The following is a 17,305-nucleotide window of genomic DNA, read 5'->3' on the forward strand; positions in this document are numbered from 1 at the left end:
TGCGCGTTGGGGTTGCCTTCGTCACTCCCCTCGGGTCCATGCCAGGAAGCGGCTGAACATGCCCGCCTTGGGCTTGGCCGTGGACGTCGCCGCAGGCCTGGGCGCCGCGGAGGCGGCCATCGGGGCGCTGGGGGCGGCCGCCTGCTGCGTCTGCGCGGGCGTCGGCGCCACGACCCGGGGCGTGAACCGGACCGGGAGCGTCACCAGCGAACGGCTCCACGGAGCCGGAACCCAGCTCAAGTCCTTGAACGGCACGCGCACTTCGACGTCGGGCAGCCGGTTGAGGAGGGACTCGACGGCGGTGACGGCGATCATGAACGCGGGGTCCTTGGCCGGGCAGGCGTGCGGGCCGGCCCCGAAGGCCAGATGCGCCTTCGCGCTGAGCTGCTCACGGTGCTGGGCCAACCGGGGATCGGTGTTGGCCGCCGCGAAGGAGATGAGGACCGGGTCGTTGGCCTTGAGCGTCCTGCCGCCCAACTCCACGTCGTGGGTCGGGTAGTGGGCCGCGTAGTTGGCGATCGGGGCGTAGTTCCACAGGACCTGGGTGACGGCGTCCTCGATCGGAAGGCCGGCCTGCCAGCCCTCGTCGAGGATCAGCGCGCTGCTCGTGCCGATGGCCGCCGCCAGGGGAGCGGTGCCCCCGGAGAGCAGGGTCACCAGCTGGTGCAGCACCTCCTCGTCGGTCAGCCCCGCCGGGTGCTCCATCAGACGGGTGGTCAGGTCCTGTCCGGGACGGCGCCGCTTGAGGGCGATCAGCTCCCCGAGTGCCTCGCCCAGCACCTGGTCGGCGTTGGGGGTGCCGTCGAAGATGCCGCTGATGCCGACGATGACGCGGTCGCCGATCTCCGGCGGGCAGCCGAACAGATCGCTGAAGACCAGCAGCGGCAGCGGCTGGGCGTAGTCGGCCATCAACTCGGCCTGGCCCATGCGGTCGGTGCTGAACCGGCTGATCAGGTAGTCGGCGGACTGCTGGGTCTGCCGCACCAGTTGGAGCTCGTTGACGCTGGCCAGACTGTCCGTGACCGCCTGGCGCAGCCGGGCGTGCGCCGCGCCGTCACTGAACAGCGCGTTGGGCCGGTACCCCAGCATCGGCAGCGCCGGGCTGTCCTCGGGGACACGTCCCTGGTTCAGCGCGTTCCAGCGCCGGGAGTCCCGGACGAACGAGGCGGGGTTCTGGAGGATGTACAGAGCGGCGTCGTAGCTGGTGACCAGCTCGACCTGGACGTCAGGGGCGACATCGACCGGCGCGCTCGGGCCGAGGGTGCGCAGGTACTCGTAGTGGCTGTCGGGATCGGATCCGAACTGGGGGCCGTAGACCGGGACGTTGGCGTGGGCGGGGCAGCCGGGAGGTGGCCCCTGTATGCCGGGACGCTGCTGCATGGGCGGGTGGCTCCTAAGAAATGAGGGACAGGAGGTGGTGCACGAGGGTGATGAGGGCCTGCGCCGCCGAGTTCTGGTCCCGTACGTCACAGGCGACGACGGGGGTCTCCGCGGACAGGTTCAGGGCCTCGCGCACCTCCGTGAGCGGGTAGTTGGTGGTGCCTTCGAAGCGGTTGACGCCGATGGCGTAGGTCAGGCCGAAGCGCTCGACCAGGTCGAGGACCGGGAAGGACTCGGAGAGCCGCTCTGGGTCGACCAGCACCAGGGCGCCGAGCGCGCCCCGGGACAGCTCTTCCCACATCTCTTTGAACCGTTCCTGACCAGGCGTTCCGAAGAGGTAGAGCACCACCTCGTCGCTGATGGTCAGGCGGCCGAAGTCCATGGCGACCGTCGTGGTCGTCTTGTCCGGAGTTCCCGACAGGTCGTCAAATCCCACACTGGCTTCGGTGATCTCCTCTTCGGTCCGCAAAGGCTCGATCTCGGAGATACTTCCGATGCACGTGGTCTTCCCGACGCCGAAGTGGCCCACCACAAGGATCTTGACCGCGGTGGAGACGGCTGAATCCAGGTACACGTATCACGCTCCGAATCGGGCTTTGAGGCCATCGAGTACCGCGCTGAGGATTTCTCGATCGACACGTTCGGCGCGGGGGACGGGCTTCCTCGTGATGACGAGGCCGCCCTCTTCCAACTCCGCCAGAAGAATCCGGACGATCCCCAGCGGCAGATGCGTATGGCCGGCCACTTCGGCGACGGACAGAAAGCCGTCCGTGACCATCTCCAGAACCTGGCCCGCCTCCGGGGAAAGCATGAGGCCGGCGGCGGAGGCACCGTCCTCCGCGGACACCAGCGTCGTGCGCTCGTAGGCGTGGTCCGGGGGCAGGGAACGCCCGTTCGTGACCACGAACAGTGGCACTAATGCCGAGGTCAGCTCGAGATCTGGCTCGTCGTTCACTTGCTGCTCACCGCCCCCTGTGGTGACAGATGCGCGTCCAGCCGGGGCACCACCTGGTGCAGCCGGGTCGTGAACTCCTCGATGTCGGCGTCGTGGTCGGCCGCCGCGGCCAGGAAGGCGCGGTGACCGGCCGAGATCAGGAAGATCCAGCCGTGCTGGAACTCGATGACCGTCTGCCGCCACCGGGCGTGCTCGTGCACACCGGCGAACTGCGAGGTGGCGCGGCTGTAGGCGTGGATGCCCGTCATCGCCGCCGAGATCGTGTCCGCCAGGTCCTGGCTCATTCCCGTGGTGGCACCGCGGGGCAGACCGTCGGCGCCCAGCAGCACCGCGTGGCGGGCGCCGCGCACCTCGCCGACCGCCTCGTCGAGGTCGGCGATCGGGACGCCGGTTCCCCGACTGGCGCCCAGCTGGCCCCCGGCCCGGTCGGAACGCTCGGCCGCGGCCTCCGCGTTGACCCTGGGGGGCGAGGTGAGGTTGTTGCCGAGCCGGGCGACGAGCCGGTGCATGCGGAAGGAGATCTGCTGCATGTCGACGTCGGGCGCCGCGGCCGCGGCGAGGTAGGCACCCTGCCCCGCCCCGATCAGGAAGATCCAGCCGTGGGAGAACTCGATGATCGTCTGGTTCCACTGCCGGTCCTCGCCGGGACCGGCGAAGTGGGAGGTCGCCCGGCTCAGTGCCTGCATCCCCGCCATGGCCGCGGATATGGTGCGCACGTCCTTCTCCGACATGCTGTCGGTCGCGCCGCGGGGGAGACCGTCTGCGGACAGCAGAACAGCGTGCCGCGCCTTCGGCACGTTGCTCACGATGTCCTCGAGCATCCACGACAGGTCGTTGGTCATGCGTTATCGGACCCTTCGAACGGAGCCGCGGAGAGGTTCCGGCCCGAGAGCGTGCCGCGCTGGAAGGCTCCCAGGCTTCGGCCGGCGCGGCCGGCCTCGTCAGGCGGCGCGACGGGCTGTGCCGAGTCGCCGCGGTCGGGCGTGCTGTCGGGAACGGCGTCGGGAACACTGGCGATGGGCACCTGACGCGCCCCTCGCTTGGGCAGACCGTGCGCGGTGCGCGGACCGGACTCGGACCGGCCCGTCGCGCTGCGGATCGGGCTGACCTGGGGGACTTCGGACGGTGCTGTCTCCTCCTCGGTCCACAGCTCCTCCGGCAGCAGCACGACCGCCCGGACGCCGCCGTAGCGGGAGACGCCGGTGACGTCCACCCGGAACCCGTACTGCTGGGCGAGCAGGCCGATGACGGGGAAACCGAACTTCGGCTGGTTGCCCAGCTGGGACAGCCGGGGGCGGAGTTCGCCGGACAGCAGGGTGGACGCCTTCTGCCGGTCCTCGTCGTTCATGCCGACACCGGCGTCGTCGATGACGATGCACAGGTTCTTCTGCACCCGCTGGAAGGTCACCTCGATCGGCGAACCCTGCTGGGAGAAACTGGCGGCGTTGTCGAGGAGTTCCGCGACGGCGAGAGCGACCGGGGAAACGGCGGACGCCTTCAGCGCGAAACCGGTCTGCTGCATGATTTCGACGCGGCGGAAGTTGCGAATCTGTCCCTGCGCGCTGCGCACCACGTCATAAACACTGGCGGGCTTACTGCGGCGACCCAGCGGCGCACCGCACATCACCGCAATACCCTGAGCCTTTCGCGCCATTTGCGCATTGGCGTGGTTCACTTCCAGTAGATCCGCCAGTACGGCGTGGCCGCCGTACTTCCGCTGAACCTCCTCAAGGAGTGCCAACTGCTCGGCCGCAAGGCTCTGCAGAAAGCGTGCCGAGCCCTTGAGAACGGCCTTGGTGCTCTCCTCGGCCCCCTCTTCGGCTTCTTGGATGGTCTGGTCGTGCTCGGCCTTGTGACGCTGCAATTCATGCCACACCGTGGCAAGTTGTCCCTCGGCCTCGCTCAGCTTCTGTGTGTAGGCAGCCTCGGCCTGGCTCTTTTTCGTCGTGATGGCATTATTTCGACGATAGAGCACCAGGGCCGCGGCGACGGCGAGCACCACCGCGGCAACCAGGCACCAAACAAGTGCGTCTCGAATCATGGAAACCTTTCCTGGCGTTTAGCCTGCAGCCGACGGTGGGTGGCGCCTCGTGGGAGTCCGCGGCACAACCGCTCAGAGCGACCCGACCGCTGTTGCGTTGAGAACAGGCCGACCTCAATGCAGTGCCCGAGCCGAGTGGACCAAGGTCACAGACGCGGGGATGCTATCACTGACTTAGGGCACCCTCCGCAACTCCGCGAGAGCAAGTGCCCTGCATCGTTCGCCACTTGGCCGCGTCCTGATATGCGCGGTGTTGCCTTCCCGTAGCCGGGACGTTAACCGTTATGTGTTTGCTACATAAGGCGGATTGCGGGATATCTACGATTTATACGGTCAAGTCCCCACGCTCAGCGTGGATCTGACGGCTTGTCGCGGGCCCGGCGCACCACACGCGCACAACCCCGCACCGCTTTTTTCACAGACGAGGCTGCCCATGCCCGCGGATCATTACGCAGGGACGCCTCTCGGGTGTTCAACGGTTCCCCGTCGTGCGACACGGTCAGCGAGTCGAGGGCGATCCGGGTGCGCGCGCCGTGGTGCCCTGGGGAGCGCGGACCGTGCCGGGGGAGGGGGTCCCAGTCGTGCAGCCCGTGCAGCGCCGAGACCGCGTCCTGCTCCGGTCCGGTGGCCCAACCGGCGTGCGTGACCCGGGAGTCGGCAGGGGCTCCGATCACCCGGTGCGGATCCGGCGAGGTGAGAGGTCAGGAGCGCGTGTTCGCAGTCCCACAACGGGTGGTCTACGGGCAGGACTTCGGGCTCGGTGACGTCGAGGACGGCGCGGATGCGGCCGGCGAGGTCGGCCTCGGTGAGCGCCGTCTGGTCGGCGACGGCGCCGCGCGAGGTGTTGATCAGTACGGCGCCGGCCGGCATGGAGCCGAGCAGGGTCCGGCCGATCAGGCCGCGGGTCGCGGGCAGCAGCGGCGTGTGCACGCTGACGGTGTCGCAGCGGGTGAACAGCTCCGCCAACCCCACTGCCTGCTTGCCGAGTTCGACGGCCTCGGCCGCATCGATGTACGGGTCGTACCGCAGCACCTCGAAGTCGTGCGGGCGCAGCAGTTCGATGACCTGGCGGCCGACGAGCGAGGCCGACACGATGCCCACGACGCGGCCGTAGTTGCCGACGCGGACCGGGGTGCGCAGCCAGTCGCCGTGGGTGCGGCGGGCGCGGAACTCGCGGGCGCCTTCCCGCACTTGCTTCCCGGTGAGCAGGATCATGCCGAGCGTGTACTCGGCCACCGGCACGGCGTTGGCGGCCGCGGCGGAGGACACTTCGATGCCCCGCTCCCAGCAGGCCTCGGTGACATGGTCCCGTACGCTGCCCGCCGTGTGCACGACGGCCCGTAGCCGGGGCGCCGCGGTCAGCGCGGCCGCGTCCAGGGGCGGGCAGCCCCAGCCGGTGACCAGAAGGTCCACGTCGGCGAGCACGGAGCGGGCCCGCGCGGTGGTGAGGTCGTCGAGCACGGGCGGGGGCGCGAGGTCGCAGACCGCGGGGAGCGCGTCGAGCGCCGCGGCGTCGAGGACCGCCGCGGCGGCGTCCGTCGGCATCGCCGGCGCGGACCGAGGCCGGAAGCCGGGGCCCGGTCCCTGGCCGGTCACCCGGCGGCTCCCGCGGCCGGGCGCCGCGCCAGGGGCGTCTGTGTTGCGGGAAGCCGAGGACGGGCGCGGGCACGGCGAGTTGAAAGCCCATGATCACCACCGGGTAGGATGCGGACGGAAACGGGCGGAGCCGTTCCACGTCTACCGGACGAGGCTCGCCGGATACAGGTGCTCCTCGGCCAGCGTGACGACCGAGGCGCGGGATCCGCCCCGCGGTCCACGGCGACTCACGTGTCGCGGGGGACACCCTCCGGCTCGCACGCAGGACGCCGGGCGTCGTCCGCCCGCACCTGTCCGGGCCGTCGCCTCCTGCTTGGCCGGAGTGCCGCTCACCGCGGCCGGCCTGTCGTGGCGTTCGGGGGCAGGCCGCGGCGTCAGTGGCTCCGACTGTCCGCGCGGGCACCGGCGTTGGCGGTCACGTGCGGCTGTCGCATGGGCGTCGCGAGGGGTACCCGGCCGCGATCCACCGGCGCACCACGGCCCGCGGCAGGTGCCCGTCGGCCGCGATGACGTCCTCGGGTATGCCGGAGGACCAGGCGGCCAGCGCCGCCCTGTGCAGTGCGGCGGCGCGGACGCCGAGGCCGGCCCGGTACGCGGCCGCGGAGCCGCAGGCGAGCTGCGGGGCGTCCTCGGCCAGTTGCCGGGCCGCCCGGCGGACGGCGCGGCGGGCGCGCAGCGCGTCGAGGTCGCTCATGCCGCCACCGCCTTCCGCTCCGCGCCGAGGGGCGCGTCGTCCGGATGCCGGCGCGGGTCCCGGACACCGCACTCCAGGGCCGGCCGTGCGACGACCTGCTCCAGCCCGCGCGCCTGATCGCAGGCCAGGGAGGCGGCGGCCCGCACGGCCGTGGTCTCACCGTCGTCACGCCGCGGCCGCAGCCCGGTCGCGGCCACTCCGCCGCCGGTGCCGCGGACGCCGCCGCCCTCACGCGGGATGACCCCGCTGTCGAGCATGCCGATGCCGGAGACGCCGCAGGAGGCGACCCGGGTGGGGCCGCCGGAGTCGCAGTCGGGGTCGGCCACGAGCCGGAGAGCGAAGTCGAATGTGGTCGGGTTCGCCATGGAACCTCCCCTCGCCCCGCACGAGCGGGGCAGGACGAGGGCACGGCAGCCGCCGGCGGCGCGGGGCCGCGGGCTACCGGATGCCCGAGGAGCTGGGGGACACGGGAACGCGGGGCCGGGGACGGCCCGGACTACTACTGGAGTCCATGTCTCTCACCTCCTCGATGCCGGCGGCTGACCTCCACCATATTTGCACAGCAACGCAACTACATACCCGGCCGGCCCCGTCAGTCGACCGGCCACGTATGGCCCGGTGCGTTGAGGTGCATGTAGTCGACGTACTGCTGCGTCATGCGCCGCAGCGCCTCGTGCCGGCCGCAGTGGGTGGTGGCGTCGATGTGGTGGAACATCTCCTTCTGCCAGATCGCCCCGTTGCGGCCGGTGACGCACCGCTGCTCGATGATGCCGAGCAGCGGCTCGCGCCAGGCGTCGTCCATGCCGGACTGCTCCAGCCCCCGGTGGGCCAGCGGCAGCAACCGCCGCAGCACGAGTTCGGGCACCGGCACCTCACCCATCCCGGGCCAGTACAGCCGTGCCTCCATGCCGTGCCGCGCCGCCGTGTGCAGGTTCTCCTCGGCGGCGGAGAAGGACATCCGCGACCACACCGGCCGGTCCTCCTCCACCAGGGCGCGGGTGAGCCCGTAGTAGAAGGCGCCGTTGGCGAGCGTGTCGGCGACGGTCGGGCCGGCGGGCAGCACCCGGTTCTCCACCCGCACGTGCGGCTTGTCGTGGTCGATGGCGTAGACGGGGCGGTTCCAGCGGTAGATGGTGCCGTTGTGCAGGGTGAGCTCGGCCAGCTCCGGGATGTCGCCGCGGTCCAGCGTCTCCACGGGGTCCTGCTCGTCGCACAGCGGCAGCAGCGCAGGGAAGTAGCGCAGGTTCTCCTCGAAGAGGTCGAAGACGCTGTTGATCCACCGCTCGCCGAACCACACCCGGGGCCGTACCCCCTGCACCTTGATCTCCTCCGGGCGGGTGTCGGTGGCCTGCTCGAACAGCGGGATACGGGTCTCGTGCCACAGTTCCTTGCCGAACAGGAACGGCGAATTGGCCGCCAGCGCGACCTGGACCCCGGCGATCGCCTGCGCCGCGTTCCAGTAGCCGGCGAACTCCTCCGGGGAGACCTGTAGGTGGAACTGGGTACTGGTGCACGCGGCCTCGGGAGTGATCGTGTCGGCGTAGGTCCGCAGCCGGTCCACGCCGTCCACCTCGATGTGCAGGTCCTCGCCCCGGGCCGCGAAGACCTGGTCGTTGAGCAACCGGTAGCGCGGATTCTCCGACAGCGCCGCCTCGCCGACGTCCTCCTGTCGCAGCGTGGGCAGGATGCCGATCATGATCAGATGCGCGCCGACCGAACTGGCACGATCCTCCGCGTGGTTCAGCGCGGCGCGGATCTCGGACTCCCAGTCGTCCGGGCCGCCCTCGGTCAGCCGGCGGGGCGGGATGTTGATCTCGAGGTTGAACCGGCCGAGCTCCGTCGCCCAGGCGGGGTCCGCGATCGCCTCCAGCACGTCGCTGTTGCGCATCGCGGGCTCCGCCCCGTCGTCGCTCAGGTTCAGCTCGATCTCCAGCCCCACCTGGGGCCGCTCGGACTCGAACCTTGACTCGCGCAGCATCTGCGCGAACGCGTCGAGGCACTTCTGCATCTTGATCCGGTACCGGCGGCGGTCCTCGCGGGTGAAGACCAGCGCCGGGACGTCACGTCCCATCGGCCCTCCCGGAACCCCCTCCTCGGACACCTCACCTCCCCAGCGTCGCACCACCGGGCGACCCTGACCAGGCGAGGGCGGGAGGGCCCGCGCTCCGCACGGGGCGCGGGCCCGTTGCGGCCGCTCCGGGCGGTCACCGCGACCGGGCGAGCCGCTCCACCCGGGCGTGGACGTGTTCCACGTGGTGATCGGCCTCCGGCTTCATCAGGACGCTGCGCAGGACGCGGGCGCCGTCGGCGTCCGTCGTGACCTTCGGGTGACGGACCGTGAACGCCTCACGGCCGGCCCTCAGCGTGCTCAGGTACACCGGGTCGGGGCCGGTCATGCCGTCGTCGAGGATGCGCGCGGAGGCGGTGTCGACGGCGCTCAGCGTGGCCGGCTCCACCGCCGGGAAGTAGGTGACGATGTCCAATTCGGGTCGCTGGTACAGCTCCAGGACCTCGGACGCGTCGATCAGGTCCGCCCACCTCAGCGCGGCCCGGCGGCCGGCCGCCAGGACGCCGCCCAGACCGTCGGGCGTGGGCGGGAGAAGCCGGAACGTGAGCCACAGGGCGGCCGCCGTGGCGCCGGCACGCGAGCACTCCAGGCTGATCTCGCCGAGGTGCAGTTCGGCGGAGGTGAAGTAGGTGTACGGGGAGTCGTGCAGGTAGAAGCGTCCCACCTCCGGGTCGCGGAAGAGGACGGCACCGCAGCCGTAGGGCTGGAGTCCGTGCTTGTGCGGGTCGACGACGACCGAGTCGCACCCGGCGATCGCCAGCCACGGCTCGGGCGGCAGCCCCGCGTCACCGCCGGCGCCTGCGAGCAGGGTGAAGAAGCCGCCGTACGCGGCGTCGACGTGGACGCGGACGCCGTGGCGCCGCGCGAGGGGTACGGCGTCGTGGATCGGGTCGACGGCCCCGAGCCCGGTGGTGCCCGCCGTGACGACCACCGTGCCCACCCGGCCCGTCCGCAGCAGGTCCTCCAGCGCGCTGAGGTCCATACGGCCCCGGTCGTCGGTGGGGACGGCGTAGCCCTCCATGCCCAGGACGCGGCACATGCGGCCGTGGGTGTAGTGGGCGTCCTCGCTGTAGGCTACGCCCCGCCCGGGGTGAAGTTCCCGGGCGACGTAGAGGGCTTCGAGGTTGGCGATCGTGCCGCTGGTGGTGAGGTGGCCGAGATGGGTGTCGTAGCCGAACATCGCGGCGAGTTGCGCGACGGCCTCCCGCTCCATGCGGGCGGTGGCCGGACCGCCGTCCAGGGCGTGGTTGTTGGGGTTGATCAGCATGGCGGTGAGGTAGCCGGCCACGGCCGCGGGGTGCGGGGGCTTGAGCATCTGGCCCACGTAGGACGGGTGGAAGAAGGGGTAGTTGTCCTTCAGCCGGCCGGTGAACTCCTCGAAGGCGGCGGCGAACCGGTCGTCGTCGACCTGGAGCGACGGGTGCGGCTGGTAGGGGGCGTAGGTGTCGGCCCACTCCTGTATCGCCTGGGTGGCTCGGCCGAGCCAGTGCTGCAGGTCCACTGCTCTCCCTCTCTTCGGCTCTCGTGCGGACCCGGTCACCATAGAACTTCGTTGACTGCTCAGCAATTGATTGCTCAGTAATTGAGGTGTCGGTAGGTGAGTCAGCAGTAAACTGGGCGGGACAGGGCCGCGCGGGGCCGATTTGGGAGAGGGCGTCAGGCAGGTGGAGGACATGACCCGGCAGGACGACGAGGCCGCCCGTGCCGCTAACAGTCCGCTCGTGCACGACTTCGGGCTGCTGATCAAGGCCGCCACCCGCCTGGAACAGCGGATCGACACCGCTCTGCGCCATGAGTGCGGGATAGGCCACACGATGTTCGAGGTCCTCATTCGGCTCTGCCGGCAGCCGGACGAGGAGGTCTCGCAGCGTGTGCTCGCCACCGACCTCACCCTCACCAGCAGCGGCATCACCCGCCTGGTGGACCGCATGGAGGAGGCCGGCCTGGTCCGGCGCGTGCCGTCCCCCGGAGACCGCAGAAGCGTCCTGGTGGAGCCGACGGAGCAGGGCCGTGCCGTCTTCCTCCGGGCCGCGGCCGTGCACGCGGACGTCGTCGAGCGCTACTTCGTCACACCGGTGCCAGGCGACGACTACGCCCGGCTGACTGGCTCGCTGCGGGAGATCCACCAGGCCCTGCGCGACGGCACCGGCTGAGAGGCCCCGCCCCGAATCCATCGGTGTCGGTCTTACCGCGCCGCCGTCGGACCTTACGGCCTCCGAGCCTTCGAGCCTTCGGACCTTCGGGCCTTCGGTCTTACGGCCGCTGGAGCCGGCGGACGGCGCTCTCCGGCGGGCGCTCGCGCAGCGCGCCGTAGGCGAGGAAGTACGCGGGCAGCCGCTGGACCAGCCGGGATCCGGTGAGCAGGCCGGCGGTGCGCCGGGCCCGGTCGGCGCTGCCGAGGGGTTGCCGCCCCCGCAGGACGGGCGCGATGAACCCGGCGTGGGCCGCCCGTTGCAGCGCCTGCGTCACGACGGTGGTGGGGCGGCGGCGGCGCTGTACGGCGCGTACGTCGCGCAGGCCCACGGTCCCTCGGCGCAGCGGCCCGACCAGGTGCCGGGCGGCGGCGACGGCGTCCTCCACGGCGAGGTTGATGCCGATGCCGAAGACCGGGGACATCGCGTGCGCGGCGTCGCCGATGCACAGCAGCCCCGGGCGGTGCCAGCGGCGCAGCCGGTCCAGCCGCACGTCCAGGAGCTTGACCTCGTCCCAGGAGCGCAGGGTGTGCGTGCGGTCCGCGGCCCAGGGCACGGCGGCGGCGAAGTCGGCCAGGAAGCGGTCGAGGCCGGCGGCGCGGCGCTCGGCGTCGGTGCCCTTGGGGATGAGCGCGGCGCACTGCCAGTACGACCCGCGGTCGATCATCGCGGTCAGGAAGCGGTCGCCCGCGCCGCCGACCAGTCCGCTCGGGTCGCCCTCGTGCCGCGGCAGCCGGAACCACCAGGCGTCCATCGGGCAGTCGAAGCGGCGCAGCCCCAGTTCCGGCCGCGAGCGGGCCAGGGAGCCGCGGCCGTCGCAGGCGACCGTGAGAGCCGCGCGCAGTTCACCGGTACGGCCGTCGGAGGTGCGGTAGCGCACCCCGGTGACCCGTCCGCCCTCGATCAGGAAGGAGGTCGCCTCGGTGTTCATGCGCACGTCGAAGGACGGCTCGCGCCGGGCCTCGTCCACGAGGAGGTCGAGCAGGTCCCACTGGGGCACCATCGCGACGTAGTTGTACGGGCCGGGAAGCGCCGCGAGGTCCGCGACCGTCACCATCGACCGGCCGGGCCCGGCGGGCAGTTGGATGGTGCGCACCCGGCGCTGGGGCAGCCGCGCGAAGCGCTCGGCCAGACCCAGGTCGTCCAGCAACGCCAAGGTCGAGGGGTGCACGGTGTCACCGCGGAAGTCCCGCAGGAAGTCGCCGTGCTGTTCGAGCACGGTCACGGGGACACCCGACCGGGCCAGCAGCAGGGCGAACACCATGCCCGCGGGACCGCCCCCCACCACACAGCACGTTGTCCGCTCCATCACGGCCCCGCCTCTCAGGAGAGCAGTAATTCATCGGCTGATGAAAATTATACCCCCCCGAGGGGTGGGTACACCCCCCCTGAGCGGCCCGGAGGCCGGTCCACGGCGTGGGTCGGCGCCGATCAGTGTCGGCCGGCGTCGGCCGGGGCGCTGGTCGGTGCTCATCAGTGCCGGTCGTGTGCTGGTCAGAAGGAGACGCTGACGCTCGCCTGACGTCACTGGCCCACGGTCCCGATGCCTGGTCGCCGGTGGCGGCGACCTGGCCCAGCAGGTCCGAGTCGCAGACCGACCGTGGGCTCGACGGTGATGTCAACTCATACGGCTTATCAAGGGAGTTGATCGCACCGATGACCCATCTGTGCGGGCATGCTCACGACTTCGGGGATGCCTCGGCGCACGCCGCACGACATCCGGGCGCCGGTTCCGTCCCCGCCGTTGTGCCGAATGCGTGACGTGCGTGCCGTGGTGCGCGACTCGTCGCGTCTTTGTATGGTTTCATCATTCTTTATGCCTTCTTTGCGTATTCAGTGAGCGGGTTTACCAAAGACGGACGGCTGTTCGACGCTGAGAACGGGCTGTCACCGATCGGCTGTGGGCCATATGGATGGCCGGCATGGGCCGCTGACCCCCGCACGGCTTCGTTCGGCCCGCGGGCGTCCCGCGGATGACTCCGGGGAGCGGGAGACCGGCCCGGACAACGGGAATCGGCCCTTCCTGACCGAGGAAGGGAGAGCACCGCGGCCAAAGCCGCCCTCGTTCCCTCGCTCGGACGTACGGAGAGGGTGTCAGTAGTCCGAATGCGACGCTCAGGTGGTGGGGCGTCAGGATTCCGCTGAAGGTGATCACGTCGCGGTTGCGATTCCCGATTGAGTGGGCGTTGGGCCGGCTCTCGCAGTCGTGACGGAAGGAACACCCATGCGTATCACCCGTACTCTGTTCACCTCCGCGGCCCTGGCCGCGGCTGTGGCGTTCTCCGCCCCTGCTGCGAGCGCGGTGACCCTGACCGCGCTCCCCTCCTCGCAGCAGCAGGCCGTCAAGGCCGACAGCTCCCGCGGCGGGGATTCCGACGACAACGACAGTGACGAGGGCCAGAAGGGCGAGGACCGCGGCGATGACGAAGGCCGCGGTGGCCGCGACAACGACGACCAGGGCCGCGACTACGGCGACAAGGGCGGCAAGGGCGGCAAGGGCCGTGACAACGGCGGCGAGGACCGTGGCGAGGGTCGCAAGGACCGGCCGCGCGGTGGCGTGCACGCCGGTGGCGGAGCCCTGGCCCTGTTGAAGGCCGACGGCGACCGTGGTGGTCGTGACGAGGACGAGCGCGGTGACCGCGACGAGGGTCGCGAGGGCCGCGAAAAGGGCGGCAAGAGCCATGGCGAGGGTTGCGACGACGACTGTGGTAAGGGCCACAAGGGCCACAAGGGCAAGCCGCAAGGTGGCGTGCACGCCGGTGGCGGAGCCCTGGCCCTGTTGAAGGCCGACGGCGACGAGGACGAGCGCGGTGACGGCGACGAGGGTCGCGAGGGCCGTGACAACGGTGGCGAGGACCGTGGCGAGGACCGTGGTGAGAGCCGTGGTGAGAGCCGCGATGAGGGCCAGCCGCGCGGTGGCGTGCACGCCGGCGGTGGCGGGCTGGCCCAGTCCTCCAACACCCTGGGCCTCGGGGCGGGGGCCGCGCTGCTGCTCGGCGGCCTGGGCGCCGGTGCGTACATGCTCCGCCGCCGTCAGGCGTCGGACCCCTCCGCGGCCTGATCGGGCCGCTCTCGCTTGTCGCTGGGCTGCCGCGGTCCGCGTCACCTCCCCAGGAGGGCAGCGCGGGCCGCGGCAGCGGCGGCCGACCCCAACCGTCGCCCGCGGCCAGTACCACCTCTTGACGAAAGGCACCGTCCATGGCTTCTCAGCAGCCGCCCCAGACGGAGCAGCGCGGGATCAAGCCCGCCAAGCGTCGTTTCCGGCTCCGCCTGCTGTGGCCCGCGGCAGCGGTCGGGCTGGGCATCGCTCTCATTCACAACTCCCTGGTCGCGGCGCCCGTGGCGCACCCCACGCACACGAACGGTCCGGCGGCGGTCACCTCCCTGGCTCCCATGTCGCCGGAGCCGAGCGTCGACACCAGGACCGGCGCGACGACCGACCCCAGGACCGGCCCGAAGGCCGACCCCAGGACCGGCACGACGACCGACTCCACAACCCACCCCAGGACTGGCACGACGACCGATCCCAGGACCGGCACGACGACCGGCTCCACAACCCACCCCAGGACCGGCACCAAGTCCGGCACCAAGTCCGGCAAGTCGCTGCCCCGCTCGACACCGACGCGGATCTCGATCCCGGACATCGGGGTGGACGCGCCGTTCACCAAACTGTCCGTCAACGCCTCGGGACAACTGAACCCGCCGCCGGCCGACAACACCAACCTGGTCGGATGGTTCAAGGGCGGGCCGTCGCCCGGCGAGCGCGGAGCCTCGGTCGTCGTCGGTCATCTGGACACCAAGACCGGTCCCGCGGTCTTCGCCGAGCTGGACTCGCTCGAACCCGGAGCCGTCGTGAACATCACCCGCGCGGACGGCACCGTCGCCCGCTTCAAGGTCGACTCCATCGACGCCTTCAGCAAGGCGCACTTCCCCGACGACAGGGTCTACGCGGACACCGGGACTCCCCAGCTGCGGCTGATCACCTGCGGCGGGAAGTTCGACCGCGCCAAGGGGGGCTACCAGGAGAACGTGGTCGTGTTCGCCCACCTCGCCTCGAGCTCGCGAAGCTGACGAACCGGGAAGGGTGCGTACCCGTGCGTGTCGCACCCACCCCGGCCTGCATGGCTCGCCGCCCTGCGCACCAGTGGAGACAATGGACTGCCGGGAGCGGTGAGGTGGTTGCGATGCCCGCATGGCACCTGCGCGACTATCGCGACGACGATCTTGACCAGGCGATCCTGATCTGGGAGGAGAGTCGGCAGGCAAGCGAGGATCCGGTCTTCCCGGTCTCGGAGGTGATGGCCGAGGCCCGGGCCGGACAGAACGCCGTGGTCGCCGTCGTGGGCGACGAACTGGTGGGCATGGCCGCGGCACGAGCGAGCGGCCAGCGAGGATGGGTCCTCCTGGTGGCGCTCGCCGCCCGGTGGCGTCAGCGCGGCATCGGCAGCGCCCTCCTCATCGAACTGGAACGGCGCCTGAGGGCACTGGGCGTGCGTCGCATCAGCGCCCTGCTGCCGCCCGGCGCCGCCGGAACCACGGCCCTGGAACACTGCGGCTACCGGCTCCGGGACGACCTGGTCTACTACGAGAAACTCGAACCGCAGGGACCCTCCAACGCCGGCGCCCTCATGGAGCTGGGCGGTCGCATGCTCCCCGAGGGACTCTGGGACGCCATGGCCGGCATGGAACGGGAGAAGCAGGTCGTCGAACGGCGTGTCGTGCTCCCCCTGGCGGAGCCGACGCTCGCCGACCGCTACGGCGTCGTCCCGCCGAAAGGGGTCATCCTCTTCGGCCCGCCCGGCACCGGGAAGACCAGTTTCGCCAAGGCGGTGGCCTCGCGGCTCGGCTGGCCGTTCGTGGAACTCTTCCCGTCCCGGCTCGCCGCCGACACGAGCGAGGGGCTGGCGGCGGCGCTGCGGGAGGTGTTCGCCGATCTGGCGGAACTGGACGCGGTGCTGCTCTTCATCGACGAGGTCGAGGAGATCGCCGGCGTGCGATCCGGCATGGCGGTGGACCCGGGGCACGGGGTGACCAACGAGCTGCTGAAGCTCATCCCCGGCTTCCGCGAGCACGACTCCCGGCTGCTGGCCTGCGCCACGAACTCGGTGCGTTCCCTCGATCCGGCGTTCCTGCGGCCGGGCCGGTTCGACTACGTCATCCCGATCGGCCCCCCCGACGCGACGGCCCGCTCGGCAATCTGGGACCGCTATCTCCGGGCCGCCGACTCGGTGGACGTGCCACAACTGGTGACCGCCAGCGAGCTGTTCACCCCGGCTGACATCGAGTTCGCCGCTCGCAAGGGCGCGCAGGCGGCGTTCGAACGCGAAGTCACGCATCGGCAGGGCCGTCCGGCCACCACCGAGGACTACCTCGACGCCATCGCCGACACCCGGCCCACGCTCACCGCGCAGGCGATCGAGGAGTTCAGCGAGGACATCGAGAAGTACAGTCGCCTCTGAGACGGGCGACGATGCCGGGCCGACGTCGACGACGAAGCCGGCGTGCCGGCGGTGACGCCGCGGTCGGGCGGGAGGCAGGTGTGGCGAAGTCACGCAACAGGGCGACGCTGCGCCGGCGAGCGCGGCGCCGCAGGGCCGCGGCCGGTGGAGCGAGCGGCTACCGCGCGCCCGGCGCCCCGGGGGGTGCCGGATGGGGCATCGGCGCGGACCGGCAGCGGACCCTGCGGAAACTGGCCGATCGAGCGGACGCGTCCGCGGCCGCCCCGCTGCGGCGGCTCGTGTGGTGGTGCGGGTCCGTCGTGTTCCTGACCGGCATCGTGCTGCTGGGCACGGTGGCGGCCGCCGCGGTGGGATGGGCGGGGACCCCGGGTATGTTCACGGCCCGCGAGTGCCATCGGGAGGAGGGCGGCAGGGGAGGCAAGAGCAGGGCCTGCTCCGGGTCGTTCGTCGCCGAGGACGGAAGCCTCGTCGACACGGCCGCGGTCCTGCACTGGGCGGAAGGCGAGGCGGGAGGACGGATCCGGGTCCGCGCCCTGATCCTCGGCGGCTACCAGAGGGAGAGCGCGCTCGACGCGGCACTGGTCGGCGTCCTCATCGGGCTCCTCGCCGCCCCGGCGGTCGGCTGCGCCTTCGCCGGCCTGTCCCGCCACAGCCAGGACCGCCTCGCCGCCCGGCTGCCCGGCCGGGCCTTCAAGTCCTATGTGCGATGGAGGTCCTGACGGCGCGGGACCGTCGTCCCGGCGGACGACCAACCGGAGGCGCGGCCGTGGTGGCCGGCGTGTAGCTGAGGTGGAGCAGGCTGCCGGTGCGGGTGAGTTCCCGTCGCTCGATCTGTATCACGCGGGGTGTCCGCCCGCTCGCGGACCGCGGGCGCCTCCCGACCGTCGGCGCGTCGGCCGCCGACCGTGTCCCGTGGAGGA

At 71.3% G+C, this 17,305-nt stretch carries 16 protein-coding genes; 5 read left to right on the forward strand and 11 right to left on the reverse strand.

Annotation, left to right across the window (positions count from 1 at the left end):
* Positions 1-21 precede the first annotated feature (21 nt).
* The 10 genes from ACWEK3_RS37605 to ACWEK3_RS37650 form a co-directional block, all read right to left on the reverse strand.
* Positions 22-1,380 (reverse strand): cytochrome P450, encoded by a 1,359-nt coding sequence (locus tag ACWEK3_RS37605; RefSeq protein WP_450545514.1) that lies wholly within the window; start codon positions 1,378-1,380, stop codon positions 22-24.
* A gap of 13 nt (positions 1,381-1,393) precedes the next feature.
* Complete coding sequence (locus ACWEK3_RS37610) at positions 1,394-1,954, reverse strand: GTP-binding protein (RefSeq protein WP_361419790.1); 561 nt, start codon at positions 1,952-1,954, stop codon at positions 1,394-1,396.
* Positions 1,955-1,957: 3 nt separating this feature from the next.
* Positions 1,958-2,335, reverse strand: coding sequence for a DUF742 domain-containing protein (locus ACWEK3_RS37615; RefSeq protein ID WP_141367239.1), 378 nt, complete (start codon positions 2,333-2,335; stop codon positions 1,958-1,960).
* Positions 2,332-3,177, reverse strand: a complete 846-nt coding sequence (locus tag ACWEK3_RS37620; protein WP_450545516.1) for a roadblock/LC7 domain-containing protein — start codon at positions 3,175-3,177, stop codon at positions 2,332-2,334. Before ACWEK3_RS37620 ends, ACWEK3_RS37615 begins: the two co-directional genes overlap by 4 nt.
* A complete protein-coding gene (locus ACWEK3_RS37625; protein ID WP_450545518.1) occupies positions 3,174-4,376 on the reverse strand; it encodes an ATP-binding protein in 1,203 nt (400 codons plus the stop codon). The genes ACWEK3_RS37620 and ACWEK3_RS37625 overlap by 4 nt, the downstream gene beginning before the upstream one ends.
* A 447-nt stretch (positions 4,377-4,823) precedes the next feature.
* A complete protein-coding gene (locus ACWEK3_RS37630) occupies positions 4,824-5,921 on the reverse strand; it encodes a hydroxyacid dehydrogenase (protein WP_453251772.1) in 1,098 nt (365 codons plus the stop codon).
* 466 nt (positions 5,922-6,387) lie between these two features.
* Positions 6,388-6,666, reverse strand: coding sequence for a hypothetical protein (locus ACWEK3_RS37635; protein WP_450545521.1), 279 nt, complete (start codon positions 6,664-6,666; stop codon positions 6,388-6,390).
* Entirely contained in the window at positions 6,663-7,031 is a 369-nt protein-coding gene (locus ACWEK3_RS37640; protein WP_453251773.1) for a hypothetical protein, read from the reverse strand. The genes ACWEK3_RS37635 and ACWEK3_RS37640 overlap by 4 nt, the downstream gene beginning before the upstream one ends.
* Positions 7,032-7,258: 227 nt before the next feature.
* Positions 7,259-8,737, reverse strand: coding sequence for a glutamate-cysteine ligase family protein (locus tag ACWEK3_RS37645; RefSeq protein ID WP_450545524.1), 1,479 nt, complete (start codon positions 8,735-8,737; stop codon positions 7,259-7,261).
* A gap of 133 nt (positions 8,738-8,870) precedes the next feature.
* Positions 8,871-10,235: a pyridoxal phosphate-dependent decarboxylase family protein gene (locus ACWEK3_RS37650; protein WP_453251774.1), complete on the reverse strand. Its 1,365-nt coding sequence runs from the start codon at positions 10,233-10,235 to the stop codon at positions 8,871-8,873.
* A 172-nt stretch (positions 10,236-10,407) separates the two neighbouring features.
* On the opposite strand from ACWEK3_RS37650, the gene ACWEK3_RS37655 reads away from it, so the two are divergent.
* Positions 10,408-10,887 (forward strand): MarR family winged helix-turn-helix transcriptional regulator, encoded by a 480-nt coding sequence (locus ACWEK3_RS37655; RefSeq protein ID WP_450545528.1) that lies wholly within the window; start codon positions 10,408-10,410, stop codon positions 10,885-10,887.
* 100 nt (positions 10,888-10,987) lie between these two features.
* On the opposite strand, the gene ACWEK3_RS37660 is transcribed toward ACWEK3_RS37655, so the two are convergent.
* Complete coding sequence (locus ACWEK3_RS37660) at positions 10,988-12,235, reverse strand: FAD-dependent oxidoreductase (protein WP_453251775.1); 1,248 nt, start codon at positions 12,233-12,235, stop codon at positions 10,988-10,990.
* A 915-nt stretch (positions 12,236-13,150) separates the two neighbouring features.
* Here ACWEK3_RS37660 and ACWEK3_RS37665 point away from each other — a divergent pair.
* From ACWEK3_RS37665 to ACWEK3_RS37680, 4 genes are all read left to right on the forward strand, one after another.
* Entirely contained in the window at positions 13,151-13,987 is an 837-nt protein-coding gene (locus tag ACWEK3_RS37665; RefSeq protein WP_453251776.1) for a hypothetical protein, read from the forward strand.
* A 137-nt stretch (positions 13,988-14,124) separates the two neighbouring features.
* Positions 14,125-14,997: a class F sortase gene (locus ACWEK3_RS37670; RefSeq protein WP_453251777.1), complete on the forward strand. Its 873-nt coding sequence runs from the start codon at positions 14,125-14,127 to the stop codon at positions 14,995-14,997.
* 104 nt (positions 14,998-15,101) lie between these two features.
* On the forward strand, positions 15,102-16,385 hold the full coding sequence (locus ACWEK3_RS37675) for an ATP-binding protein (RefSeq protein ID WP_453251778.1): 1,284 nt from the start codon (positions 15,102-15,104) through the stop codon (positions 16,383-16,385).
* Between the two features lie 80 nt (positions 16,386-16,465).
* Positions 16,466-17,104 carry a hypothetical protein gene (locus ACWEK3_RS37680; protein ID WP_450545538.1) on the forward strand — a complete coding sequence of 213 codons (639 nt, stop codon included), beginning with the start codon at positions 16,466-16,468 and terminating at the stop codon, positions 17,102-17,104.
* The last annotated feature ends 201 nt before the right edge of the window (positions 17,105-17,305 follow it).

This window comes from Streptomyces sp. NPDC004721, assembly GCF_053601495.1.

Bases quoted from the DNA above. Each gene is read 5' to 3' on its own strand.
- ACWEK3_RS37605 (WP_450545514.1), bottom strand. From the start codon at position 1,380: ATGCAGCAGCGTCCCGGCATACAGGGGCCACCTCCCGGCTGCCCCGCC.
- ACWEK3_RS37620 (WP_450545516.1), bottom strand. From the start codon at position 3,177: ATGACCAACGACCTGTCGTGGATGCTCGAGGACATCGTGAGCAACGTG.
- ACWEK3_RS37625 (WP_450545518.1), bottom strand. From the start codon at position 4,376: ATGATTCGAGACGCACTTGTTTGGTGCCTGGTTGCCGCGGTGGTGCTC.
- ACWEK3_RS37630 (WP_453251772.1), bottom strand. From the start codon at position 5,921: ATGCCGACGGACGCCGCCGCGGCGGTCCTCGACGCCGCGGCGCTCGAC.
- ACWEK3_RS37635 (WP_450545521.1), bottom strand. From the start codon at position 6,666: ATGAGCGACCTCGACGCGCTGCGCGCCCGCCGCGCCGTCCGCCGGGCG.
- ACWEK3_RS37640 (WP_453251773.1), bottom strand. From the start codon at position 7,031: ATGGCGAACCCGACCACATTCGACTTCGCTCTCCGGCTCGTGGCCGAC.
- ACWEK3_RS37645 (WP_450545524.1), bottom strand. From the start codon at position 8,737: ATGGGACGTGACGTCCCGGCGCTGGTCTTCACCCGCGAGGACCGCCGC.
- ACWEK3_RS37655 (WP_450545528.1), top strand. From the start codon at position 10,408: ATGACCCGGCAGGACGACGAGGCCGCCCGTGCCGCTAACAGTCCGCTC.
- ACWEK3_RS37660 (WP_453251775.1), bottom strand. From the start codon at position 12,235: ATGGAGCGGACAACGTGCTGTGTGGTGGGGGGCGGTCCCGCGGGCATG.
- ACWEK3_RS37665 (WP_453251776.1), top strand. From the start codon at position 13,151: ATGCGTATCACCCGTACTCTGTTCACCTCCGCGGCCCTGGCCGCGGCT.
- ACWEK3_RS37670 (WP_453251777.1), top strand. From the start codon at position 14,125: ATGGCTTCTCAGCAGCCGCCCCAGACGGAGCAGCGCGGGATCAAGCCC.